Origin of the sequence: Brevibacillus sp. NPDC058079 (assembly GCF_042885155.1) — a bacterium.
Classification (GTDB): domain Bacteria; phylum Bacillota; class Bacilli; order Brevibacillales; family Brevibacillaceae; genus Brevibacillus.
The window spans coordinates 388,533-405,064 of the sequence record NZ_JBHVSO010000002.1 but is presented as its reverse complement, the minus strand read 5'-3'; the positions used below and the strand labels follow the sequence as shown (position 1 = coordinate 405,064).

At 47.2% G+C, this 16,532-nt stretch carries 14 protein-coding genes and 1 pseudogene; 9 read left to right on the top strand and 6 right to left on the bottom strand.

Features of this window, described 5'->3' with window-relative positions; genetic code table 11:
- Nucleotides 1-7 precede the first annotated feature (7 nt).
- Genes ACFVS2_RS34600 through ACFVS2_RS08580 form a run of 4 tightly spaced genes read right to left on the bottom strand, consistent with a single transcriptional unit; the run spans nucleotide 8 to nucleotide 1,325 of the window.
- Nucleotides 8-199: a spore gernimation protein gene (locus ACFVS2_RS34600; RefSeq protein ID WP_228088502.1), complete on the bottom strand. Its 192-nt coding sequence runs from the start codon at nucleotides 197-199 to the stop codon at nucleotides 8-10.
- A complete protein-coding gene (gene gerPC / locus ACFVS2_RS08590) occupies nucleotides 196-816 on the bottom strand; it encodes a spore germination protein GerPC (RefSeq protein WP_390233037.1) in 621 nt (206 codons plus the stop codon). The genes ACFVS2_RS34600 and gerPC overlap by 4 nt, the downstream gene beginning before the upstream one ends.
- Before the next feature lie 15 nt (nucleotides 817-831).
- The gene (locus ACFVS2_RS08585) at nucleotides 832-1,077 is read right to left on the bottom strand and encodes a spore germination protein GerPB (RefSeq protein WP_173617240.1); all 246 of its coding nucleotides are present in this window, start codon (nucleotides 1,075-1,077) and stop codon (nucleotides 832-834) included.
- Nucleotides 1,074-1,325 (bottom strand): spore germination protein, encoded by a 252-nt coding sequence (locus ACFVS2_RS08580; RefSeq protein ID WP_016740748.1) that lies wholly within the window; start codon nucleotides 1,323-1,325, stop codon nucleotides 1,074-1,076. Before ACFVS2_RS08580 ends, ACFVS2_RS08585 begins: the two co-directional genes overlap by 4 nt.
- A gap of 147 nt (nucleotides 1,326-1,472) precedes the next feature.
- Here ACFVS2_RS08580 and ACFVS2_RS08575 point away from each other — a divergent pair, with 147 nt between their 5' ends.
- Nucleotides 1,473-1,670 carry a hypothetical protein gene (locus tag ACFVS2_RS08575; RefSeq protein ID WP_390233034.1) on the top strand — a complete coding sequence of 66 codons (198 nt, stop codon included), beginning with the start codon at nucleotides 1,473-1,475 and terminating at the stop codon, nucleotides 1,668-1,670.
- Between the two features lie 9 nt (nucleotides 1,671-1,679).
- Here the strand turns inward: ACFVS2_RS08575 and shc are convergent, their stop codons facing one another.
- The gene (gene shc, locus ACFVS2_RS08570; RefSeq protein WP_390233032.1) at nucleotides 1,680-3,662 is read right to left on the bottom strand and encodes a squalene--hopene cyclase; all 1,983 of its coding nucleotides are present in this window, start codon (nucleotides 3,660-3,662) and stop codon (nucleotides 1,680-1,682) included.
- Here shc and ACFVS2_RS08565 point away from each other — a divergent pair.
- The 6 genes from ACFVS2_RS08565 to ACFVS2_RS08540 all read left to right on the top strand — a co-directional run bounded on the left by ACFVS2_RS08565 (nucleotide 3,635) and on the right by ACFVS2_RS08540 (nucleotide 9,706).
- On the top strand, nucleotides 3,635-4,768 hold the full coding sequence (locus ACFVS2_RS08565) for a DUF2515 domain-containing protein (RefSeq protein WP_390233030.1): 1,134 nt from the start codon (nucleotides 3,635-3,637) through the stop codon (nucleotides 4,766-4,768). The two genes, shc and ACFVS2_RS08565, sit on opposite strands and share 28 nt — an antisense overlap.
- A gap of 85 nt (nucleotides 4,769-4,853) precedes the next feature.
- Complete coding sequence (locus ACFVS2_RS08560; protein ID WP_390233028.1) at nucleotides 4,854-7,112, top strand: type IA DNA topoisomerase; 2,259 nt, start codon at nucleotides 4,854-4,856, stop codon at nucleotides 7,110-7,112.
- A gap of 116 nt (nucleotides 7,113-7,228) precedes the next feature.
- Complete coding sequence (locus ACFVS2_RS08555) at nucleotides 7,229-7,894, top strand: PspA/IM30 family protein (RefSeq protein WP_390233026.1); 666 nt, start codon at nucleotides 7,229-7,231, stop codon at nucleotides 7,892-7,894.
- Between the two features lie 66 nt (nucleotides 7,895-7,960).
- A complete protein-coding gene (locus ACFVS2_RS08550) occupies nucleotides 7,961-8,365 on the top strand; it encodes a DUF350 domain-containing protein (protein WP_007717777.1) in 405 nt (134 codons plus the stop codon).
- A 25-nt stretch (nucleotides 8,366-8,390) separates the two neighbouring features.
- Nucleotides 8,391-8,897, top strand: coding sequence for a DUF4178 domain-containing protein (locus ACFVS2_RS08545; protein ID WP_173617245.1), 507 nt, complete (start codon nucleotides 8,391-8,393; stop codon nucleotides 8,895-8,897).
- 17 nt (nucleotides 8,898-8,914) lie between these two features.
- Nucleotides 8,915-9,706 (top strand): DUF4247 domain-containing protein, encoded by a 792-nt coding sequence (locus ACFVS2_RS08540; RefSeq protein ID WP_173617246.1) that lies wholly within the window; start codon nucleotides 8,915-8,917, stop codon nucleotides 9,704-9,706.
- 76 nt (nucleotides 9,707-9,782) lie between these two features.
- Here the strand turns inward: ACFVS2_RS08540 and ACFVS2_RS08535 are convergent.
- Nucleotides 9,783-12,721 (bottom strand): annotated as a pseudogene (locus ACFVS2_RS08535) (collagenase).
- A gap of 314 nt (nucleotides 12,722-13,035) precedes the next feature.
- Here ACFVS2_RS08535 and ACFVS2_RS08530 point away from each other — a divergent pair.
- Nucleotides 13,036-13,656, top strand: coding sequence for a DUF4912 domain-containing protein (locus ACFVS2_RS08530; RefSeq protein ID WP_390233021.1), 621 nt, complete (start codon nucleotides 13,036-13,038; stop codon nucleotides 13,654-13,656).
- Nucleotides 13,657-13,666: 10 nt separating this feature from the next.
- Nucleotides 13,667-16,504 (top strand): 1,4-alpha-glucan branching protein domain-containing protein, encoded by a 2,838-nt coding sequence (locus tag ACFVS2_RS08525; RefSeq protein WP_390233019.1) that lies wholly within the window; start codon nucleotides 13,667-13,669, stop codon nucleotides 16,502-16,504.
- The last annotated feature ends 28 nt before the right edge of the window (nucleotides 16,505-16,532 follow it).

The window sequence follows — 16,532 nt, the reverse complement described above, 5'->3', positions numbered from 1 at the left end:
ATCCTCCTTATGAAGCGGGCAGCGCAGTATCAATCGGGATCGTGGCTCCGACAATCATTTTTTCGGGTGGCGTTTCATAAATCGCTCTGAGGTCTACTGTCTGCGTGTCCCCAATAAACAAGGAAGCGGAAGAAGTGAGAGCACTGACGGAGACCCTCTTTACACAAATGGCTTCGTTTATCACTTGATACCTCATCATGGTTCGTTCACCTCACGCGGCAAATTTTTCACGAATGTTTCGCAGGTCTTGTCGATATCCCGTTTCACTTTTTGGACTGTCTTTTGTACGAAAACATCGAGCTGCTCTGGTTCTAGTTCTAGTTCATCGGTAGGGAGCTCACTCAGGTAATACTTAATCCGTTGATCGATCTGCTTTTTAATGTCATCCAAGATAAAGGCACGATAATTGTTATCCAGTGGATAGTTGCACTCTGTTTCGATTCTTTCAAGAACGAGGTAGGCATCTTGCTCCAAGTATTGATAAATTTCTTTCTGGACACGGTCAAAAAGTGGGGCATTGCTTTGGTGCGGATTAGGGACATCCATCGATTGATTGATGGAAAAATCACCGATTCCTGCATCATTTCCTTTCGGGTTTAAACCGATATTGAGAGTCCCTTCCAGTCGCTCAACTTTTAGCAGATCGAATTTGTACTCGTTTTTGATGACGGAAGGAATCTGTTTTTCCTTGAGATCATTTACATCTTGCTGCAGCTGTTCAATCATTTGCTTCAATTTCTCGATCTTATCATTTTGCAATTGTATATAGTCATGTAACTGTTGCATATACTGCATCATTTCGGGATCCATGTACATGACGACCATCCTTCTTCATCTAAGAGTGCCAGAGCGAACAGGTGAAGGCTGAACCAATGGAATGAGGGGCACGAATTCTTCCGCACCGGTTGTGGGCAGAGGCCCCACCTGTGGAGCTGGCTCTGTGAATCCGCCGGTGTTGTACAGCTTGGAAACGGGCTTGATAATCCCTGCGCTTCCTATTTGGCACACCGAAGAGTTGCTTATGCCTTCGATCTTGAGCGAATTGATTACGATATGTTGCGTAACAAAAAAATTCATGCGAAATCTCGTCCCTTTGCCCTGAAATCGTTCGTTTCCTCTACAAAAAGCGGGATATCATTATCGGATTGTTCATTGACGTAGACGACGCTACGTGGAATTTTAAAGGATAGATTGGTACCAGAATTGAATGATCCTCCACCCGCGAAGGTTTTGGCATAAGTGGTAGGTGCGATTTTACGGACGTCTCCGACATTGAAAACGCCGCCCACGTTGTTTACATTGATGACTCCAACGAATGCTGGCATGTTCGGCACATCCTTTTGGGAGAGATCCTCTCTGTATTGTATGTCGTAGGCCAGTGGGTGTTCATACCTGTTTTTGCGACCGAACCAGTGTAAGCAGCATACGATGTATGGATAGGCGCGAGTTTTAGGAAAAGGAGAAAAAGTTCCATGAATATGAAGGTGACGAATAAAAAAATTGATGTCGGTGATTTCAGCTTTGGTGGAGTAACTAAGTCGTCGATTGTGCTGATTGGGGACACCGATGTCCTTTCCTGCTACTCAATATTTGATACGCCGCCACACGCCGTGATTTATTCACCCCAAGTTCCTCTCCAGCCGTTAGACATTGGTTTGCGAAGAGGGTAGAGGTGTTTTTTACTGGTTCGCGTATTTCGTCTGGTAGTGGCTGAGAGCCAGCAACGGCCAAATCCAACGATAGCTGTGATAAGCAAAGTAAGTGCCGCCAGGACGGCCCCCGCCAGTCGGGTAGCGAGTCGTCCAGTCATTTGCTTGATTGTGAGTGAGCAAATAGTGAATCCCTCGTTGAAGCTCTGCTGTCGGCTTGGATGACACGGCTATCAGTGCATCGATTGCCCATGCCGTCTGCGAGGGAGTACTTGCTCCGAGGGGGACGTACGTTTTTTTCTGGTCGCTTTGGCAAGATTCGCCCCAGCCGCCGTCGGGATTTTGATTGGCAACCAACCACGAAACCGCTTTTTGGATGGCGGGATCAGTAGGGGAAAAGCCAATCGCCATCAGCCCGGTAATCGCAGCCCATGTACCGTATAGGTAAGCAATTCCCCAACGTCCATACCAGGAGCCGTCTGACTCTTGATGTTTGAGAAGCCAGCGGACTCCTTTTTCTACATGTGGGTCAGTCAATGTTCGGCCGGCATAGTTTCCGAGGAACTCTAAGGTCCTCCCTGTCAAATCGGCAGAGGAGGGATCTGTACTGACGGTATCGGCACCTTCGATCGGCAAGTGGCGAATGAAATCAGCATCTGTATTTCGTTCAAAAGCAGGCCAACCCCCATCGTCGTTTTGCATCGATAATAGCCATTCGAGACCGCGTTTCCAAGCGGCTGCTGTTGTTATATTCGTGCGGGCGAGCAGGCGCAGAGAGCGCAGAGCTGCCGTCGTATCATCAATATCCGGGTTCATGGTGTTGTAGTCAGAAAAGCCCCAACCGCCAGGCTTTCCTTTTGGATTGCGGATTTTCCAGTCACCGTACGTATGCTGCTGCTTTTGGAGAAGGTAACGATTTGCTTTTTGAATCGCGGGATGTGTGGTAGGAAGTCCACTTTTTTGCAGGGAAGAAGCCAAGAGCGCAGTGTCCCAGACGGCTGAGGTAACTAGCTGCAAATGTGCGCCGTTTTCATAATCGTAGACACTATTCGCAAGCCCCTGCATCGCTTTTTGGATGAGTGGGTCTTTCGGAGAAAACCCCCGAGCGAGCAGCGCAAATATCATGAAAAAGGTAGAGGTCGAATAATTGTACAGAGTTCCGTCCGGCTCGATTCGCGCCAGGATGTATTGTTCCAGACGCCGTAGGGCGAGCTTATGTAGTTGTCCGGGCAAAAAGGGGAGACTTTGCAAGGAATCGTGGATGGTAGCGAGGAACGATTGGCCCTCTTTGAGGAAATGATCTAGGAATCGATGCGGATATAGCCCACGAGTGATAGGCGTATCTGCGTATAGATCGGACAAGTCTGGCGCATCGTCAGGCTTTTTTACATATTTGCGATCAGCCACAATCATCATGGGGGCAAGATGGACACGTGCGTAGCCGACAAAATCGTAAAAGCTGACAGGGAAACTCGGGGGCAATAGTGCAATCTCGACGGGAACGAGAAAATGCGAGGGCCATTGGTATTGGCCTGTCAGGGCTGTAGAGAATTTGGTCAGTATGTTCGCTTGTGTCAGCCCACCCTTTTCCAAAATAAAGGAGCGAGCCAGGGCCATTCTCGGTTCGTCCTTCGTGTATTTGCCTGATAGTAGAAGGGCGTAATACGAATCAATCGTCGTAGATAGATGGCCTTCATGCTCGTCGGGATACAGCTTCCATGCCCCATTATCGTGTTGGAGAGACGTGATGTGAGCAGTGAGCTTCTCCATCAAACGCTCATCATGAATACCCAGCGTGCGCAATAGGATGATCATGTGAGAATCTGTCATCGGTGAGCTTTCCAAACAAAAGCGCCAAGTGCCATCCTCTTGTTGGCGCTGTAACAAAAAGGCTTGAATGCGGTTCATTTCTTGCTGAACTTCACGCAACTCATTCACCTCCCGATAAAATACGGCACCAAAGGAAGAGAGGGGGAAGAGCATCGATGGGTTTGTCGTGGTACCAATACGCATCTCGCTTGCCGCTTGCCAAAAATCTGGGGAAAGTCCGTACGGCGACAGCACCATTGCCAGCACAAGATCAAAAGACGGTAGAGCGGATTAGACAGGAGACGCTCGCCCAAAACCGTGACAATCTCGACAGAACGCGCGCCTATTTGTCGTTTTATCAAAAGCATCCACAAATTCATTGGGCGTTATTGGCCCATCTTGTATCGCGCAATGCGGGATGGAGTATGACCGATTTGCGGGGAGAATTATTGCCTCGCTTGCTGCGAACAAAAGAGCAGCAGGATTATTTTTCGTTTTTGGAGCGGGGAAACTGGCTGATTTTTCACGATGCGTACCCTCAATTGTTACTGTATGAAGAGAGTGTCAGGCGACAGACCAACCTTTTTTATATACTGCCTCATTTGGGCGTGTCTACTTTCATGCAGGCGATCTGGAATCATTTCTGGAAGACCACTGACAAAGAGCTACTCACCATTGGATTGATTATCAATGAACAAAACTATTTGGAAGAACAGGTTATGAAAGACCCGGCCTATCAAAATTCAGTTGTCCGAACAATCCCGTTTGCCCTGCAGGAGCTTTTGCAACTGAACATGATCTTGCTTCCCTATCGGAAAGTGACTGATGTGCAGGGAAGCTCCTTGCAGCTCGCGGGTGAGCGAGTGTTTCATTTTGCCTCCTTACCGGAGAGAATCACCTTGGGAAAAAGGCTGTACAGTCTGCTGTTCGGTGGTACGAATAGGCAGGAGACTGTGTACACTTGGGCATTGGAACAGCCACACACAGGTTCGCGAAAAGATTATTGGCCCCATCTCTTTCATGATGTGAATGATACAGCTCCTGGCAAGCCTTATCAGGTAAAACTAATGAACTGTCAGCTGCGTTCAGGGGCAAAGCGGCTATTTTCCCCAACGTTGCGCCAAGTTTGGAAGCCTATCCACCATGAGCCGCCAAAGGAGTTCGATTGGTACAAAAACAAGAGCGATGTATGGCGTATGCTAACTCAGACGGAGGAGATAACAAATGCAGCAGAGATGAGTGAAGCGTATTGTCAGGCGTTGGCAAAAATCGAGTGGGCTGTCGCAGCCAGAACGAGAATACTTAGCTAACTTGTAGTAAAATAGAGAGGAATTCAGAACGTAAGACTAATCCTCGACGGGTTGCTTAGAGAGTTTTAGAAGGAGCGATTATCATTTGAAGACACTAATTATTGCGGAGAAACCTGACATGGGACGAAATATTGCCGCCGCAATAGATCCTAAAGCTAAAAATCACCGCACCTATTTAGAAGGTGAAAAATACATTATTACGTGGGCAATCGGGCACTTAATTGAACTGGCGGAACCGGAGGCGTACGACCAAAAATATAAAAAGTGGAACATCAATGATCTTCCTATCATTCCCGATCCATTTAAGCTAGTGCCCAATCGGAAAACATTCGATCAGCTAAAAATGATCGGGCAGTTGGCCAAACGAAGCAATCTGCTGATTAATGCATGCGATGCCGGGCGGGAAGGTCAACACATCTTTTCACTCATTCAGCGACATCTAAAATTGAGCCACCCCGTTAAAAGACTGTGGATCTCGGATTTGACCCCTGAAACGATCAGGAAAGGATTTGCGGAGATGAAGGATGCCGCAGCCTATGAAAACTTAACGAGGGCAGCAAAAGCTCGTAGTGAAGCCGATTGGCTAATCGGGATGAATGGCTCGCGTGCATTTACGACCAAACATAACGTGCTCCTTTCTGTCGGACGAGTACAGACTCCTGTCCTTGCTCTTATTTATGATCGACAGAAACAGATTGAGGCTTTCTCATCGGTTACGTTTTTTCAAGTGGAAGGGCATTTTTCGCAGGGTGAGAGGATGTACAAGGGTCTTTGGCAAGGTGATCGCTTAACCGATCCATCTAAAGCAGAAATGTTGGCTCGTAAAGTGAAAGGAAAACAAGGGCGGATAGCATCCTACGAAGTAAAGGATACCAAGGAGTATCCATTTAAGCTGTATGACCTGACATTGCTGCAACGTGAGGCCAATGGCAAGTACGGTTTTTCCGCCAAGAAAACCTTGGATTTAGCACAGGCACTCTATGAAAAACACAAAGTGATTTCTTATCCGAGGACGAATTCCAACTATGTGACAGAGCAAAATATTCCCGAAATGCACAACACCTTGTCGTCCTTGCAAGGCACTGGATATGACGCTCTGGTAAAGGGTGCAAACCGTAGTTTGGTTCATAAAGGCAACAAATTTATATGTAATCCAGCAAAGGTAGACGACCACCATGCTATCCTGCCGACAAATCGAAAGGCTTCAGGGCTTACGCCAGATGAGCAGAAGCTATACGATTTGATCGTGCGCCGCTTTCTGTCACAGTTTTATCCGCCAGCTGAATATAAGATGCATACGATCATAACCGATGTGGAAAATGAAATGTTCAAAACGTCGGTGAAAGAACGGAAAAGTCTCGGTTGGAAGATTATTTATGCCGATCAGCAGAAGGAAAAGCCCAAGAGTGTGAAAGGTGCGGCCAAAGAAGAAGAGGATAAAGAAGAGATTGAAGTGAACGAGCCTTTTATCATTCAATCTGATGCCAGTGTAGTATGCTCGGATGCGATGGTAAAGGAGAAAGAAACACAGCCGCCCAAGCATTTTACGGAAGGAACGCTCCTAAAGGCCATGGAAAGCGCAGGCAAGCAAATCGAGGACGAGGAACTGCGTGATGCGATGAAAGAATCTGGTCTGGGAACTCCGGCAACTCGTGCAGCTACCATCGAACGACTGAAAAAGGTCGGATACGTTGAGATGCAGGGGAAAAAGGTTCAACTTACGCTAAAAGGCCGTACCGTTATCGAATTGATTAGGGGAGCAGGTATCGAACTATTAACCTCTCCTGAAATGACGGGGCATTGGGAGCGCCGCTTGAATGAGATCTCCCGAGGGACCGCCTCCGACGGGCAATTTATGGAGAATGTGAAGAAATTCGCTACAATGATCGTAGAAAAGGTTCGCGTACAATCTCGTGCTGAGAAGACCTTGTTTGAGAGTGAGAGTACCACTCAGAAAGGATCTTCGAAAACAAGAGGACGAGCTGGCGGGCGAAGTACAGGTAGATCAAGTAGCAGTAATGCCACAACAAAGGCTTCAACTCGAACAGTAGCAAAGACCACTCGTACAACTTCGAGTATCATCACCAAATGTCCACGACCGGGTTGCGGAGGCTCCATTTTCATGGGACGCAAAGGTTACGGTTGTTCGAATTACAACGTAGGCTGTAAATTCGTCATATGGAAAGAGAATTACGGGCGAATGCTGACGGATACACAGATTAAAGCACTCATTGAAAAAGGCAAAACAGGTAAAATGAAGCTTGAACGTCAGGATGGGACACAATTTCAAGCAAAGCTTATTTTGAAAAGTGTAGAATCGGGCGAACTTACTTTCGAGCAGTAATCCAATAAAAAAATAAATTATTGAAACTTACTTGCGTAATGATCGTAAATACAGGTATAACGGGGACGGCAAATTCAGGCCGAACTACCTAGCAGGTACTTAAGGAGGAATATTCCATGTCCATTTTTAAAAGACTGCGTGATTTGACCATGTCCAATTTGTACTCTTTGATTGAGAAAGCAGAAGATCCAATCAAAATGACAGACCAGTATTTGCGTGATATGCAAGAAGACTTGAATGAAGCAGAGAAAGCGGTTGCCGCCCAAATTGCTTTGGAAAAGAAATTCAAGGTACTGTATGAAGAACAGGAAGCCTTGGTGAAAAAGCGTGATGAGCAAGCTCATATCGCAGCACAAGCGCAGAACATCGATCTGGCTCGACGAGCTCTGGAAGAAAAGAAAGCCGCCGAGCAAAAAATGAACGAATACAAGGATAGCTACGAGAAAAACAAGCTGGCAGCCGATGGATTGCGCGAGAAGCTGGCTGAAATGAAAAAACAGATTACCGAGCTGAAAAACAAGCGCGAAACATTAGTTGCCCGCGTCAATGCAGCCAAAGCGCAAAAGACGATCAACCAGGCGATGGGTGGCTTCGACACGAACTCGGCTATGTCTGGCTTGAAACGCATGGAAGAAAAAGCACTGCAAATGGAAGCAGAAGCAGAAGCCAGCGGCGAGATTTACAAAAAACAGAGCTCTTTAGATGATGAAATTGCGAAGCTGAATAAGGATCAAGCCGTTGAAGACGAACTGGCTGCTCTGTTGAAAAAATATGAGGGGTAAACCGCTTCAGGCGGTTTCCCTTTTTTTCAGACCTTAAACACCTTGACGAAAGTGGAGTGATTCGCTTTGACGTGGACAGAAATACTAGGGATGCTGGTTTGGACAGGAGCCGGCGGCATTTTACTTTTTGTTTTGATGTGGATCGATTCGTTGTTTACGAAATACAAGGACATCACGGAAATCAAAAATGGAAACATCGCGGTCACGACGCGTTTTGTCATGAAGCTGTTTGCGCAAGGATACATCTTATCGCAATCTATTATTACTTCCAACCTATTGTGGACAGCACTGCTCGTTTCTGTGCTCTCATTTATCATTCTGTTCCTTTTGGAGAGAATCGTGGAGTGGCTGTTAAAGCAAGTGGCCGGACTGGACTTGGAAAAAGGGACGCAGGAAGGAAAAGTGGCACATGCCATGATGGCGGGTTCATTCCATCTCGTGGGTGCCTTGATTTTGGCTGCATGTCTGTAAGACGTGATAGGGAAGGGAGTACAGCATGAGTTTGATGAAGCGAATCCAAAACATTTTTGCCAAGCATGAGCCTCCTGCACCGGAGAAGAGCATCCTGACGGTGGGACCGGGTGATGTGGTCGATGTATCGCTCGTTACCTATCAAGTAATAGGGAAGGCGAGTAATGCGAGTCGCAAAGCCACAATGCTTACGTTGCAGGATGGAACGACCATTCGCTACCTGTATATCGAGGAACGGGAGAAGGTTGTCTATCATCTGTATAGCGTGATTGATGGACGACTGGATTCAATAGACGAAGTACCAACTACAATCGAGATGGACGATGTTACCTACCATTTGGAGGAGCAATATAATGGCTCCGTCCAGACTGTGGGGAAAGCGCCGTTTCACACATCAGGGGAGCAGTACATCTGGCAATTCCAATCCGATCAACGCCAGTTGCTGCGAATCGAGTGGCAGGATGGCCGTTTTATGCTCTATGAGGGAGAAAGTGTTCTGCCAGCGGATGTGCAGGTGCTGCGCGGCACATAGAGAGGAGGGACAAGTACATGCCAAATCCATGGATGAAATCAATCAAGCTCCTGCTGATTCCGGCGTTGTTCCTCCTTACGCTAGCGGGTTGTGGCAGCCCTGCAGTTGGCGAGACATATCCGCTTGAATCTGTCTCAACCAAGGACAATGGACAGTCGTCACGCGTCTATCGTGCGGAAGACAAGACTGTACCGGAGGTAGCCTTGGAGCTGGCGGAGCAGAATACGCCAGATGAAATCTCCAAAGAAGATCCGCAGCATATGTTCCTCATTTACCCGGACGAGATATACCATCTGCAGCAAGACGCTGCCAAGCCGACGGATACGTTGATCGAGGTCGACAGCAAAGAGTATGTCCGGCAAAACTACGATTCTTCGTTTTTGCAAGGATACATTGTAGCTAGCGTACTGGATGATTTGTTCGACGGGCTTAAGAAAAGTAAAAAGGGCAGCTATCGTGGCTACTCTAGCAAGGATATATACAAGCCTTCCGGAACGTATCGCGTGCCTACAATCGAGGACAAAAAAGTTGCGCCGCCAATTACCAAAGAGGGTACGGGAAGTATTTTCAAACGGAGTAATGCGAAGAACACGGATGGTACGGTAGGTTCTGACGGAAGCCTTTTCAAGAAGCAGGGGGAGTCGTCTTCTAGCGGTAGTTCAGGTAAAATTATTCGTTCTTCCAGCGGACAATCTTCGAAGTCGAGTGGATCTGTCTCATCCAAACGCTCGAGCTTTTCCCCGCCGAAAAGTAAATCGCCTCCACGAACGAAGGTAGGGGGCTCTGGGCGAATTACAAAGCGCCGATAACTGTAAAAAACAGGAGAGAAACGAACACCCCCAAACGATTTTTGTAGCTCGTTTGGGGGTGTTTTTGTTTTGCAGATTAGCGCTGCTTGGTCTCTACCGTATACACAACGTCTTCATTTTGATATTTGTACACATACAAGTAGTAACGGCCAGGCATTACTTGATAATGGGCGCTTTGCAGATTTCCCTCTATCTCTTGTGGGTACGCTACAGGCTGATCTTGATTTCCTTCGTGGAATAGCATCCAAGTCACACCTTGTCCCTGCTGAGGGTTCAGAGAAATACGTATTTCTTCTGGCTTATCTACTTGGAAGGCAAAGATATCTTGCCAGTCGTTTCCTTTCATGTCACCTGAAACAGACGTACCTATCGGCAATGGACCATTTGCTTGCTCGATAGAATCATTGCTCTCGCTTTCTTGATAGAGTTGCTCTTGCGGGCTATCTTCACCCGTAACCAATAAGGTAAACGGTTGGTCCTCTTGTCCTGTACGATACGTATAAGCAGTCACATAGTAAGTCCCAGGTTTTGCATCGAATGATCCGATCAGCTTGTTACCTTCACGCTTGGTGGGATAGGCGATGTAGTTCTCTCTATCAGACTCGTGGAATACAAGCCACGCCACTCCATCTCCTTGCTTCGTTTCCATCTCTACTTGAAGCTGTTGGGCTGATTTCACATCGAGACGGAACTCCTGATTCGGTTTTTGTGGATGGATGATACCAGTTATCTGCTTACCCAATGTAATAGACGATTCGTCAGGGGTTGGCTGTTCTGTTTCGGAGCCATCTTCTTGAGCCAGCTTCCCGTGGAACACGACATCATAGGCAAAACGTCCATCTTTTGTCGTACGATAATTGGTGAAGTAGCTCGTAACCGTGTCATAGCCATTCCAGGAAAGATCTGATAATTCCTTGAGGAATCCATCTGTGAGGCGATTCATTTCTTGCCAATCCTGATATTCCCCTTGGGAAGCTCCTCCCGTATAGACCCCGCGCAACGTGAAGCTGCGGAATTCCTCAGAGTCCTTTTCATCTGTTTTTACATCGGTCAGAGAGGCAACCTCTGCGATTTGACGATAAACCTCTTCTTTGCTCGTCACGTCCACTTTTTGTAAGTAATCATCTGAAACGAGAGGGACATCCAACTCTTCATACTGGTCGATCAATTCTTCTAGCGTTTCTTGATAGCCACGTTCAAGAGCGCGATCACGGCTGAAATCTTCGATCAAATTATCATAAGCTGATACATCATTGGAACGGATCGTATCATTGATTTTATCCAGACGAGCAAAATCATTCTTGAACATATGGTACTGAAGTGCAAATGAATAGTCGTAGAATGCCAGGGTTCCATATTTGGCACGCATCATATCTGCCGCAGTGTAATCGAGATAAGACGATGCATTTCGGATATTGCCTACAACTGATTGACGAGGCTTGATTCCTTCTGTTCGGGTAGCACCTGCGAAAAACTCAGCTCCGCCTTCTTCATACCAAGGCAAGCGGCTGTTCTCATAAATCTCTCCACGTCCCCACATGCCCGGTACTTCATATCTTCCTTGCAAATAATGGACGAATTCATGACGGAACAGCTCTTCCAGACTGTAGATGCTTTGTTCTTTTGTCCGATCGTAGGTGAAGAAAGTGCCGGTACCCTCAATATAGATACCACCATTATCTGTGTCGTATCCGTACAAGAAGCGATTCATTTTATATTCATCAGGCGTATTGTAGATGACAATAGTCAGTACATCATCCGGATTACCGCTCTCTAGCTCCTTGTCATTGCCGATGACACGATGAAATTGTGCCTTCACTTCCTTGGATGCCCAATACAAGCGCTCAACCTGTTCTTCTGTTAGTTTATCTCCCGTTTTGAACACAACCGCTCCGCCATCAAAAGTAAATTGCTGCGGAAGATAATGCTTTTTCCCTTCTTTTTTCATTTCCTCGAGGTCGATTTTGTTTCCATTGGCATCCTCGCCATATGTTTCCTCGATTTGTTGCGCGGCAGTGAAGTATGGCTCGCTCCACTTTTTATAAGTTTTCATCGCTTTCGTCAAAATGTCATTGGCTTTGTCTGGATCACTGTAGTAGCTTCCTAATTTCCCTGTGTAATACAAGGCATTGTTCGTCAACCATACGTGATCAGCGGAAGTGTCACCATTTTCCGCCATGTCAAAAATGGGGTCGAGAAATGCGTCGATGCTGCCTTTTAGCTCATCTCTTTCTGAATCATCTACACCCCAAATCAGAACATAGCCAACACCTTGAAGGACGCTGTAAAAGGCCTCGCTTGCTTCGCGATCATCTGACCATTTATCCCGATTGTCGTTAAAGTCCTCCATTACTTTTGACAGAAGACCGATTGTCTCAGAATCAACAGTCGTGTTGCTAATTAATTTTCCCGTAGAACTGATGATTTCGTTTTGGGTCTTTGTACCTAAGTTGAAATTTGGATTGGAAGTAATGGCTTGAAGTGCTGGAATAATGTTTTGCTTATACTTTGGCTCCATCAAATACTTTAATTCATTATTGTAATACCCCAAGTAATACCCCGAACGCAAAACCTCTACATATGTATGTATGCCTTGCTCGTCATCCTTGGTGAAGTTCTTGCCACTCTCTTGCAAGGCATCGATGATCGCCTGAACCCGCTCCCGATCTTCATAAAATTCCTGGGTGTCTTCGTTGTAAGTAAACAGCTCAGGGATTTGCGTCCAACTGATTTCCTTCAACAATTCAACAAGCTCTGAATTGTCTAATGTATTCAGGTGCGAAATGCTGTACTTCTCCTGTTTGGCTGCTTGGCGTAACTGTTGTTTCGACATGTTTTCCTGAACCGGTGTATGACCAATTTGCGAATCATTGGGCTCTTGGGATGGGCTTGGCAGTGTGCTTTTGGCTTGAGCTGCTAGTGGCATGCCTACCGCTACCGTTGAAATTGCAATTGATCCTGCTGTTACCATGCTAATCCATGAACGATTCATTTCTTCATTGACTCCTTTTTCATTCTTTTTGGAAGTAGAATTGAATATTTTATAGTATCGGTATCCAACATGAAAATCCTTACAAATAAAACAAAAGATGACGGAATATAGCTCTTTCTTCCTATTTGCCAAAAAGAAAAGAATGTCTAGAGAAGTAGCTTTGTAAGAATGGAAGAAGAGCGACTTTTGTTTGCCTATGACGAAAACCTGATTGTTGATCGACAAAAGAAGAAGGGATGTGCATCCAGCATTCGACAGTCTTTGTTAGAAGCATTGGCTATGATTGACATTGGGAAAGCACAGATAGGCGAAGTTGGCGGAGGGGGAGTGCTAGAAGATGCTGGAAAAAATTCTCGAACTGCGTTCACGATCCATGTCCATTGCACAAATTGCCAGAGAGTGCGGCTTAACGATCGGTCAAGTTAAGTATCGCCTGAAAAAAGACCGTGCGAAGCCAGAGACACCACCTCCCGCTAGAACGGAATTGGAATGGCAATTGCCTGCGTTTTATGGTCGGGACATTGTCAAAGTCATGGCACAAGGACCGACTGTGTTATTCATCTATTGGGAAATTACTTGGCCGCGCATGAGAATGGTCGCATCGTACCTGCAAGCTGATTATCGTCACATCCAGAAGGGCTTGCGTCTGTATGATGTTACCGAACGCTTATTTGATGGAAAAAATGCGCATTCCGTCCGAGATGTGTTTGTACATGAAGAGGCTCATTCCTGGTACGTGAAAGATGTGGAGCCAGGACGTACATACATTGTTGATTTTGGTTTATATGAACACAATCGGTTTTGTCCGATTTTACGCTCGGAAACGGTAGTTACCCCACACAATTCAAAAGCTAGCTGGGGGGAACCGTTAGTTGAACCCGTCCACGATCCAGCTACTCCTTCCTGGTTTGAGAACTTTTCCTCCTACTCGTTGTATACCAAAACATCAAATAAGTGAGGTGTCATTTGTGCACAAAGGTTATCTCTCCCTCGTGTTGCATGCCCATCTGCCTTATGTCCGACACGGGGATCGGGACGATCGCCTGGAAGAGCGCTGGGTGTATGAAGCCATGCTGGAATGCTATCTTCCCTTGCTCATGGTTTTCGACAAGCTCCTCTCAGACGGCATCGCTTTTCGCATGACACTTGCTATTTCTCCGACATTACTTTCCATGCTAGATGATGATCTGATCGTGACACGCTTTCGCACACATCTAGCCAAGACCGTTGAATTGGCTGGGAAGGAAGTCAAACGAACCGCAGGTCAACCCGAAGAACACCGTATCGCCAAAATGTATGTGGAACGTTTTCGAAGCATCATTGCCTATTGCCGCAAGTGGGATTTTCAACTGATCAAGGCCTTTAGGCATATCGCGGATAGCGGATGCCTCGAACTCATCACTTGCGCAGCCACTCACTCCTTTTTGCCCTATGTGGAAACAGAAGAGGCGATTCGGGCACAGCTTCAGGTGGGCATCAATACACACGAGCGGATTCTGGGAAGACGTCCGAAGGGGATTTGGCTGCCAGAGTGCGGATATACACCTGGACTGGATCGCTTGCTGAAAGAGGCAGGGCTTCGGTATTTCTTTGTAGACAGTCACACGATAGAGCATGCGACGCCTTTACCTCGCAGAGGGTTGTTGGCACCCTTGTTCACGCCGCATGATGTGGCTGCCTTTGCCCGTGATGAAGTGGCTTCCCGCCAGGTATGGAGCTCGAGCGATGGTTATCCAGGGGACTATGACTATCGTGAATACTACCGGGACATTGGGTTTGACAGGGAGATGAGCTACATCGAGGCGTACATCCATCCTGACGGCATTCGCGTGCATACCGGTTTGAAATACTATCGGATCACCGGAAAAGAAGGGGATAAGGACTGGTATGAGCCAAGCTGGGCGCGCGAAAAAGCAGCGTCACATGCGGGACACTTCCTGTATCACCGAGAGCGTCAAGTGGAGGAAGCCAGTCACTGGATGGATCGCAAGCCGTTGGTCGTCGCCACTTATGATGCGGAGCTGTTTGGTCATTGGTGGTTCGAGGGTCCGCAGTTTTTAGATGACCTCATGCGGAAAACGGTTTGTGATTCAAAAGAAGTGAAATTAATGACACCATCTGAATATTTGGAGGAGTACCCAGAGCAGGATCGCGGCCACTTGCCTATGTCTACATGGGGAAGAAATGGCTACGGAGAAGTCTGGCTGAACGAGAACAATGGCTGGATATACAGGCATCTGCATCAAGCAGAGCGGGAACTGATCGGTGCGATTACTACCTTTTCTGAGCAGAAAGGAGATCAGCTTTCTTTACGGTGCCTCCAGCAGGCTGCACGCGAATTGATGCTGGCCCAAAGCAGTGATTGGGCGTTTATTTTAGACGGTCAAACGGTCACCCGGTATGCGGTGCAACGCGTTCATGATCATTTGTTTCGCATGCGGGCACTCTTGGTGATGTATCGAGAGCATCAACTGGATGAAGAGGCTATTACACAAGCAGAAGCTGACTTTCCGATCTTTCCTGACTTGGATATCACGTTCTATTTGCCTAAACAAACGCATAGAGTGAACGTATCGCGTCATTTGGTAGCGGCTACGCAAGATCAGTCTTCGACAAAAACTGTTTTGATGCTTGCATGGGAATTTCCCCCTCATGTGGTAGGGGGGCTTGGTCGGGCTGTCTACGATCTCGCTAGGCATCTTGTCCAGCAAGGAATCGTGGTGCATGTGCTGACGCGTGCGACAGATTCATGCTCCATAGATGAGACGATGGAAGGGATTCACGTACACCGTTTGCCTACGTACATTCCTTCTGAACAAGCTGACTTTCTGGCATGGGTGTTTCAACTGAATTTGGCAATGGTCGATGCTGCCTCCCAGCTCTGGTCACTTGGGGTGCGACCAGATGTCATCCACGCTCACGATTGGCTTGTCAGCTGGGCTGCGATCGAACTGAAACAGAGGTACCCTCTTTCGCTCATCAGCACGATTCATGCTTTGGAACATGGTCGGCATCAAGGCATTCATACACCGTTGCAGCAAAGGATTCATGAGTGTGAACGTACGCTAACACAAAGTTCTGACTCAATAATCGTTTGCAGCAAGTATATGGAGTCGGAAGTCATGCGTCTGTTCGGAACACTATCATCCCAATTACGTGTCATTCACAATGGTGTCGATCTCATTCCCCTACCGGATGTAAATCGTGAACAGCTTCGGCAGGAGTTGGCGATAGGCGATGGACCGGTCCTCTTTTTTGTAGGGCGCTTGGTCCAGGAAAAAGGTGTTCATCTATTGTTGGAAGCCATGGCAAGGCTACGCAATGAGTTTCCGCATGCGAAGTTGCTTATAGCTGGCAGAGGACCAATGCAAGACGAGTGGAAGCGGTTGGTTCATCAGATGGGACTTTCTGAGCAAGTCCGCTTCTTGGGTTTTGTAGACGACGCAAGGCGAAATGAGCTGTTCGCCTTGGCTGATGTGGCGGTATTCCCGAGCTTGTATGAGCCTTTTGGAATTGTTGCACTGGAAGCGATGGCGCTGGGTACGCCAGTACTTGTTGCGGATACGGGAGGGCTGAGTGAGATCGTTCGCCATGGAGAAAACGGCGCCATGATGTACACAGGCGACCCCGAATCCTTGACGAATCAACTCCGCTGGCTACTTCGCGACTCTGATCAGCGGCATCAACTGGCCCAGACGGCAATGCAAGACGTTAAACAGTTTTATAACTGGACTCTTCTTGCTAGTCAAACCATCGATCTATACCGTTCACTTGGCGTATCCGCGGGAATCGGCATGACAACATAGATTGCAACGATGAAGGAGGAAGAAAAGA

Bases quoted from the DNA above. Each gene is read 5' to 3' on its own strand.
- ACFVS2_RS34600 (WP_228088502.1), bottom strand. From the start codon at position 199: ATGATGAGGTATCAAGTGATAAACGAAGCCATTTGTGTAAAGAGGGTC.
- gerPC (WP_390233037.1), bottom strand. From the start codon at position 816: ATGTACATGGATCCCGAAATGATGCAGTATATGCAACAGTTACATGAC.
- ACFVS2_RS08585 (WP_173617240.1), bottom strand. From the start codon at position 1,077: ATGAATTTTTTTGTTACGCAACATATCGTAATCAATTCGCTCAAGATC.
- ACFVS2_RS08580 (WP_016740748.1), bottom strand. From the start codon at position 1,325: ATGCCAGCATTCGTTGGAGTCATCAATGTAAACAACGTGGGCGGCGTT.
- ACFVS2_RS08575 (WP_390233034.1), top strand. From the start codon at position 1,473: ATGAATATGAAGGTGACGAATAAAAAAATTGATGTCGGTGATTTCAGC.
- ACFVS2_RS08565 (WP_390233030.1), top strand. From the start codon at position 3,635: ATGGGTTTGTCGTGGTACCAATACGCATCTCGCTTGCCGCTTGCCAAA.
- shc (WP_390233032.1), bottom strand. From the start codon at position 3,662: ATGCGTATTGGTACCACGACAAACCCATCGATGCTCTTCCCCCTCTCT.
- ACFVS2_RS08555 (WP_390233026.1), top strand. From the start codon at position 7,229: ATGTCCATTTTTAAAAGACTGCGTGATTTGACCATGTCCAATTTGTAC.
- ACFVS2_RS08545 (WP_173617245.1), top strand. From the start codon at position 8,391: ATGAGTTTGATGAAGCGAATCCAAAACATTTTTGCCAAGCATGAGCCT.
- ACFVS2_RS08540 (WP_173617246.1), top strand. From the start codon at position 8,915: ATGCCAAATCCATGGATGAAATCAATCAAGCTCCTGCTGATTCCGGCG.
- ACFVS2_RS08530 (WP_390233021.1), top strand. From the start codon at position 13,036: ATGCTGGAAAAAATTCTCGAACTGCGTTCACGATCCATGTCCATTGCA.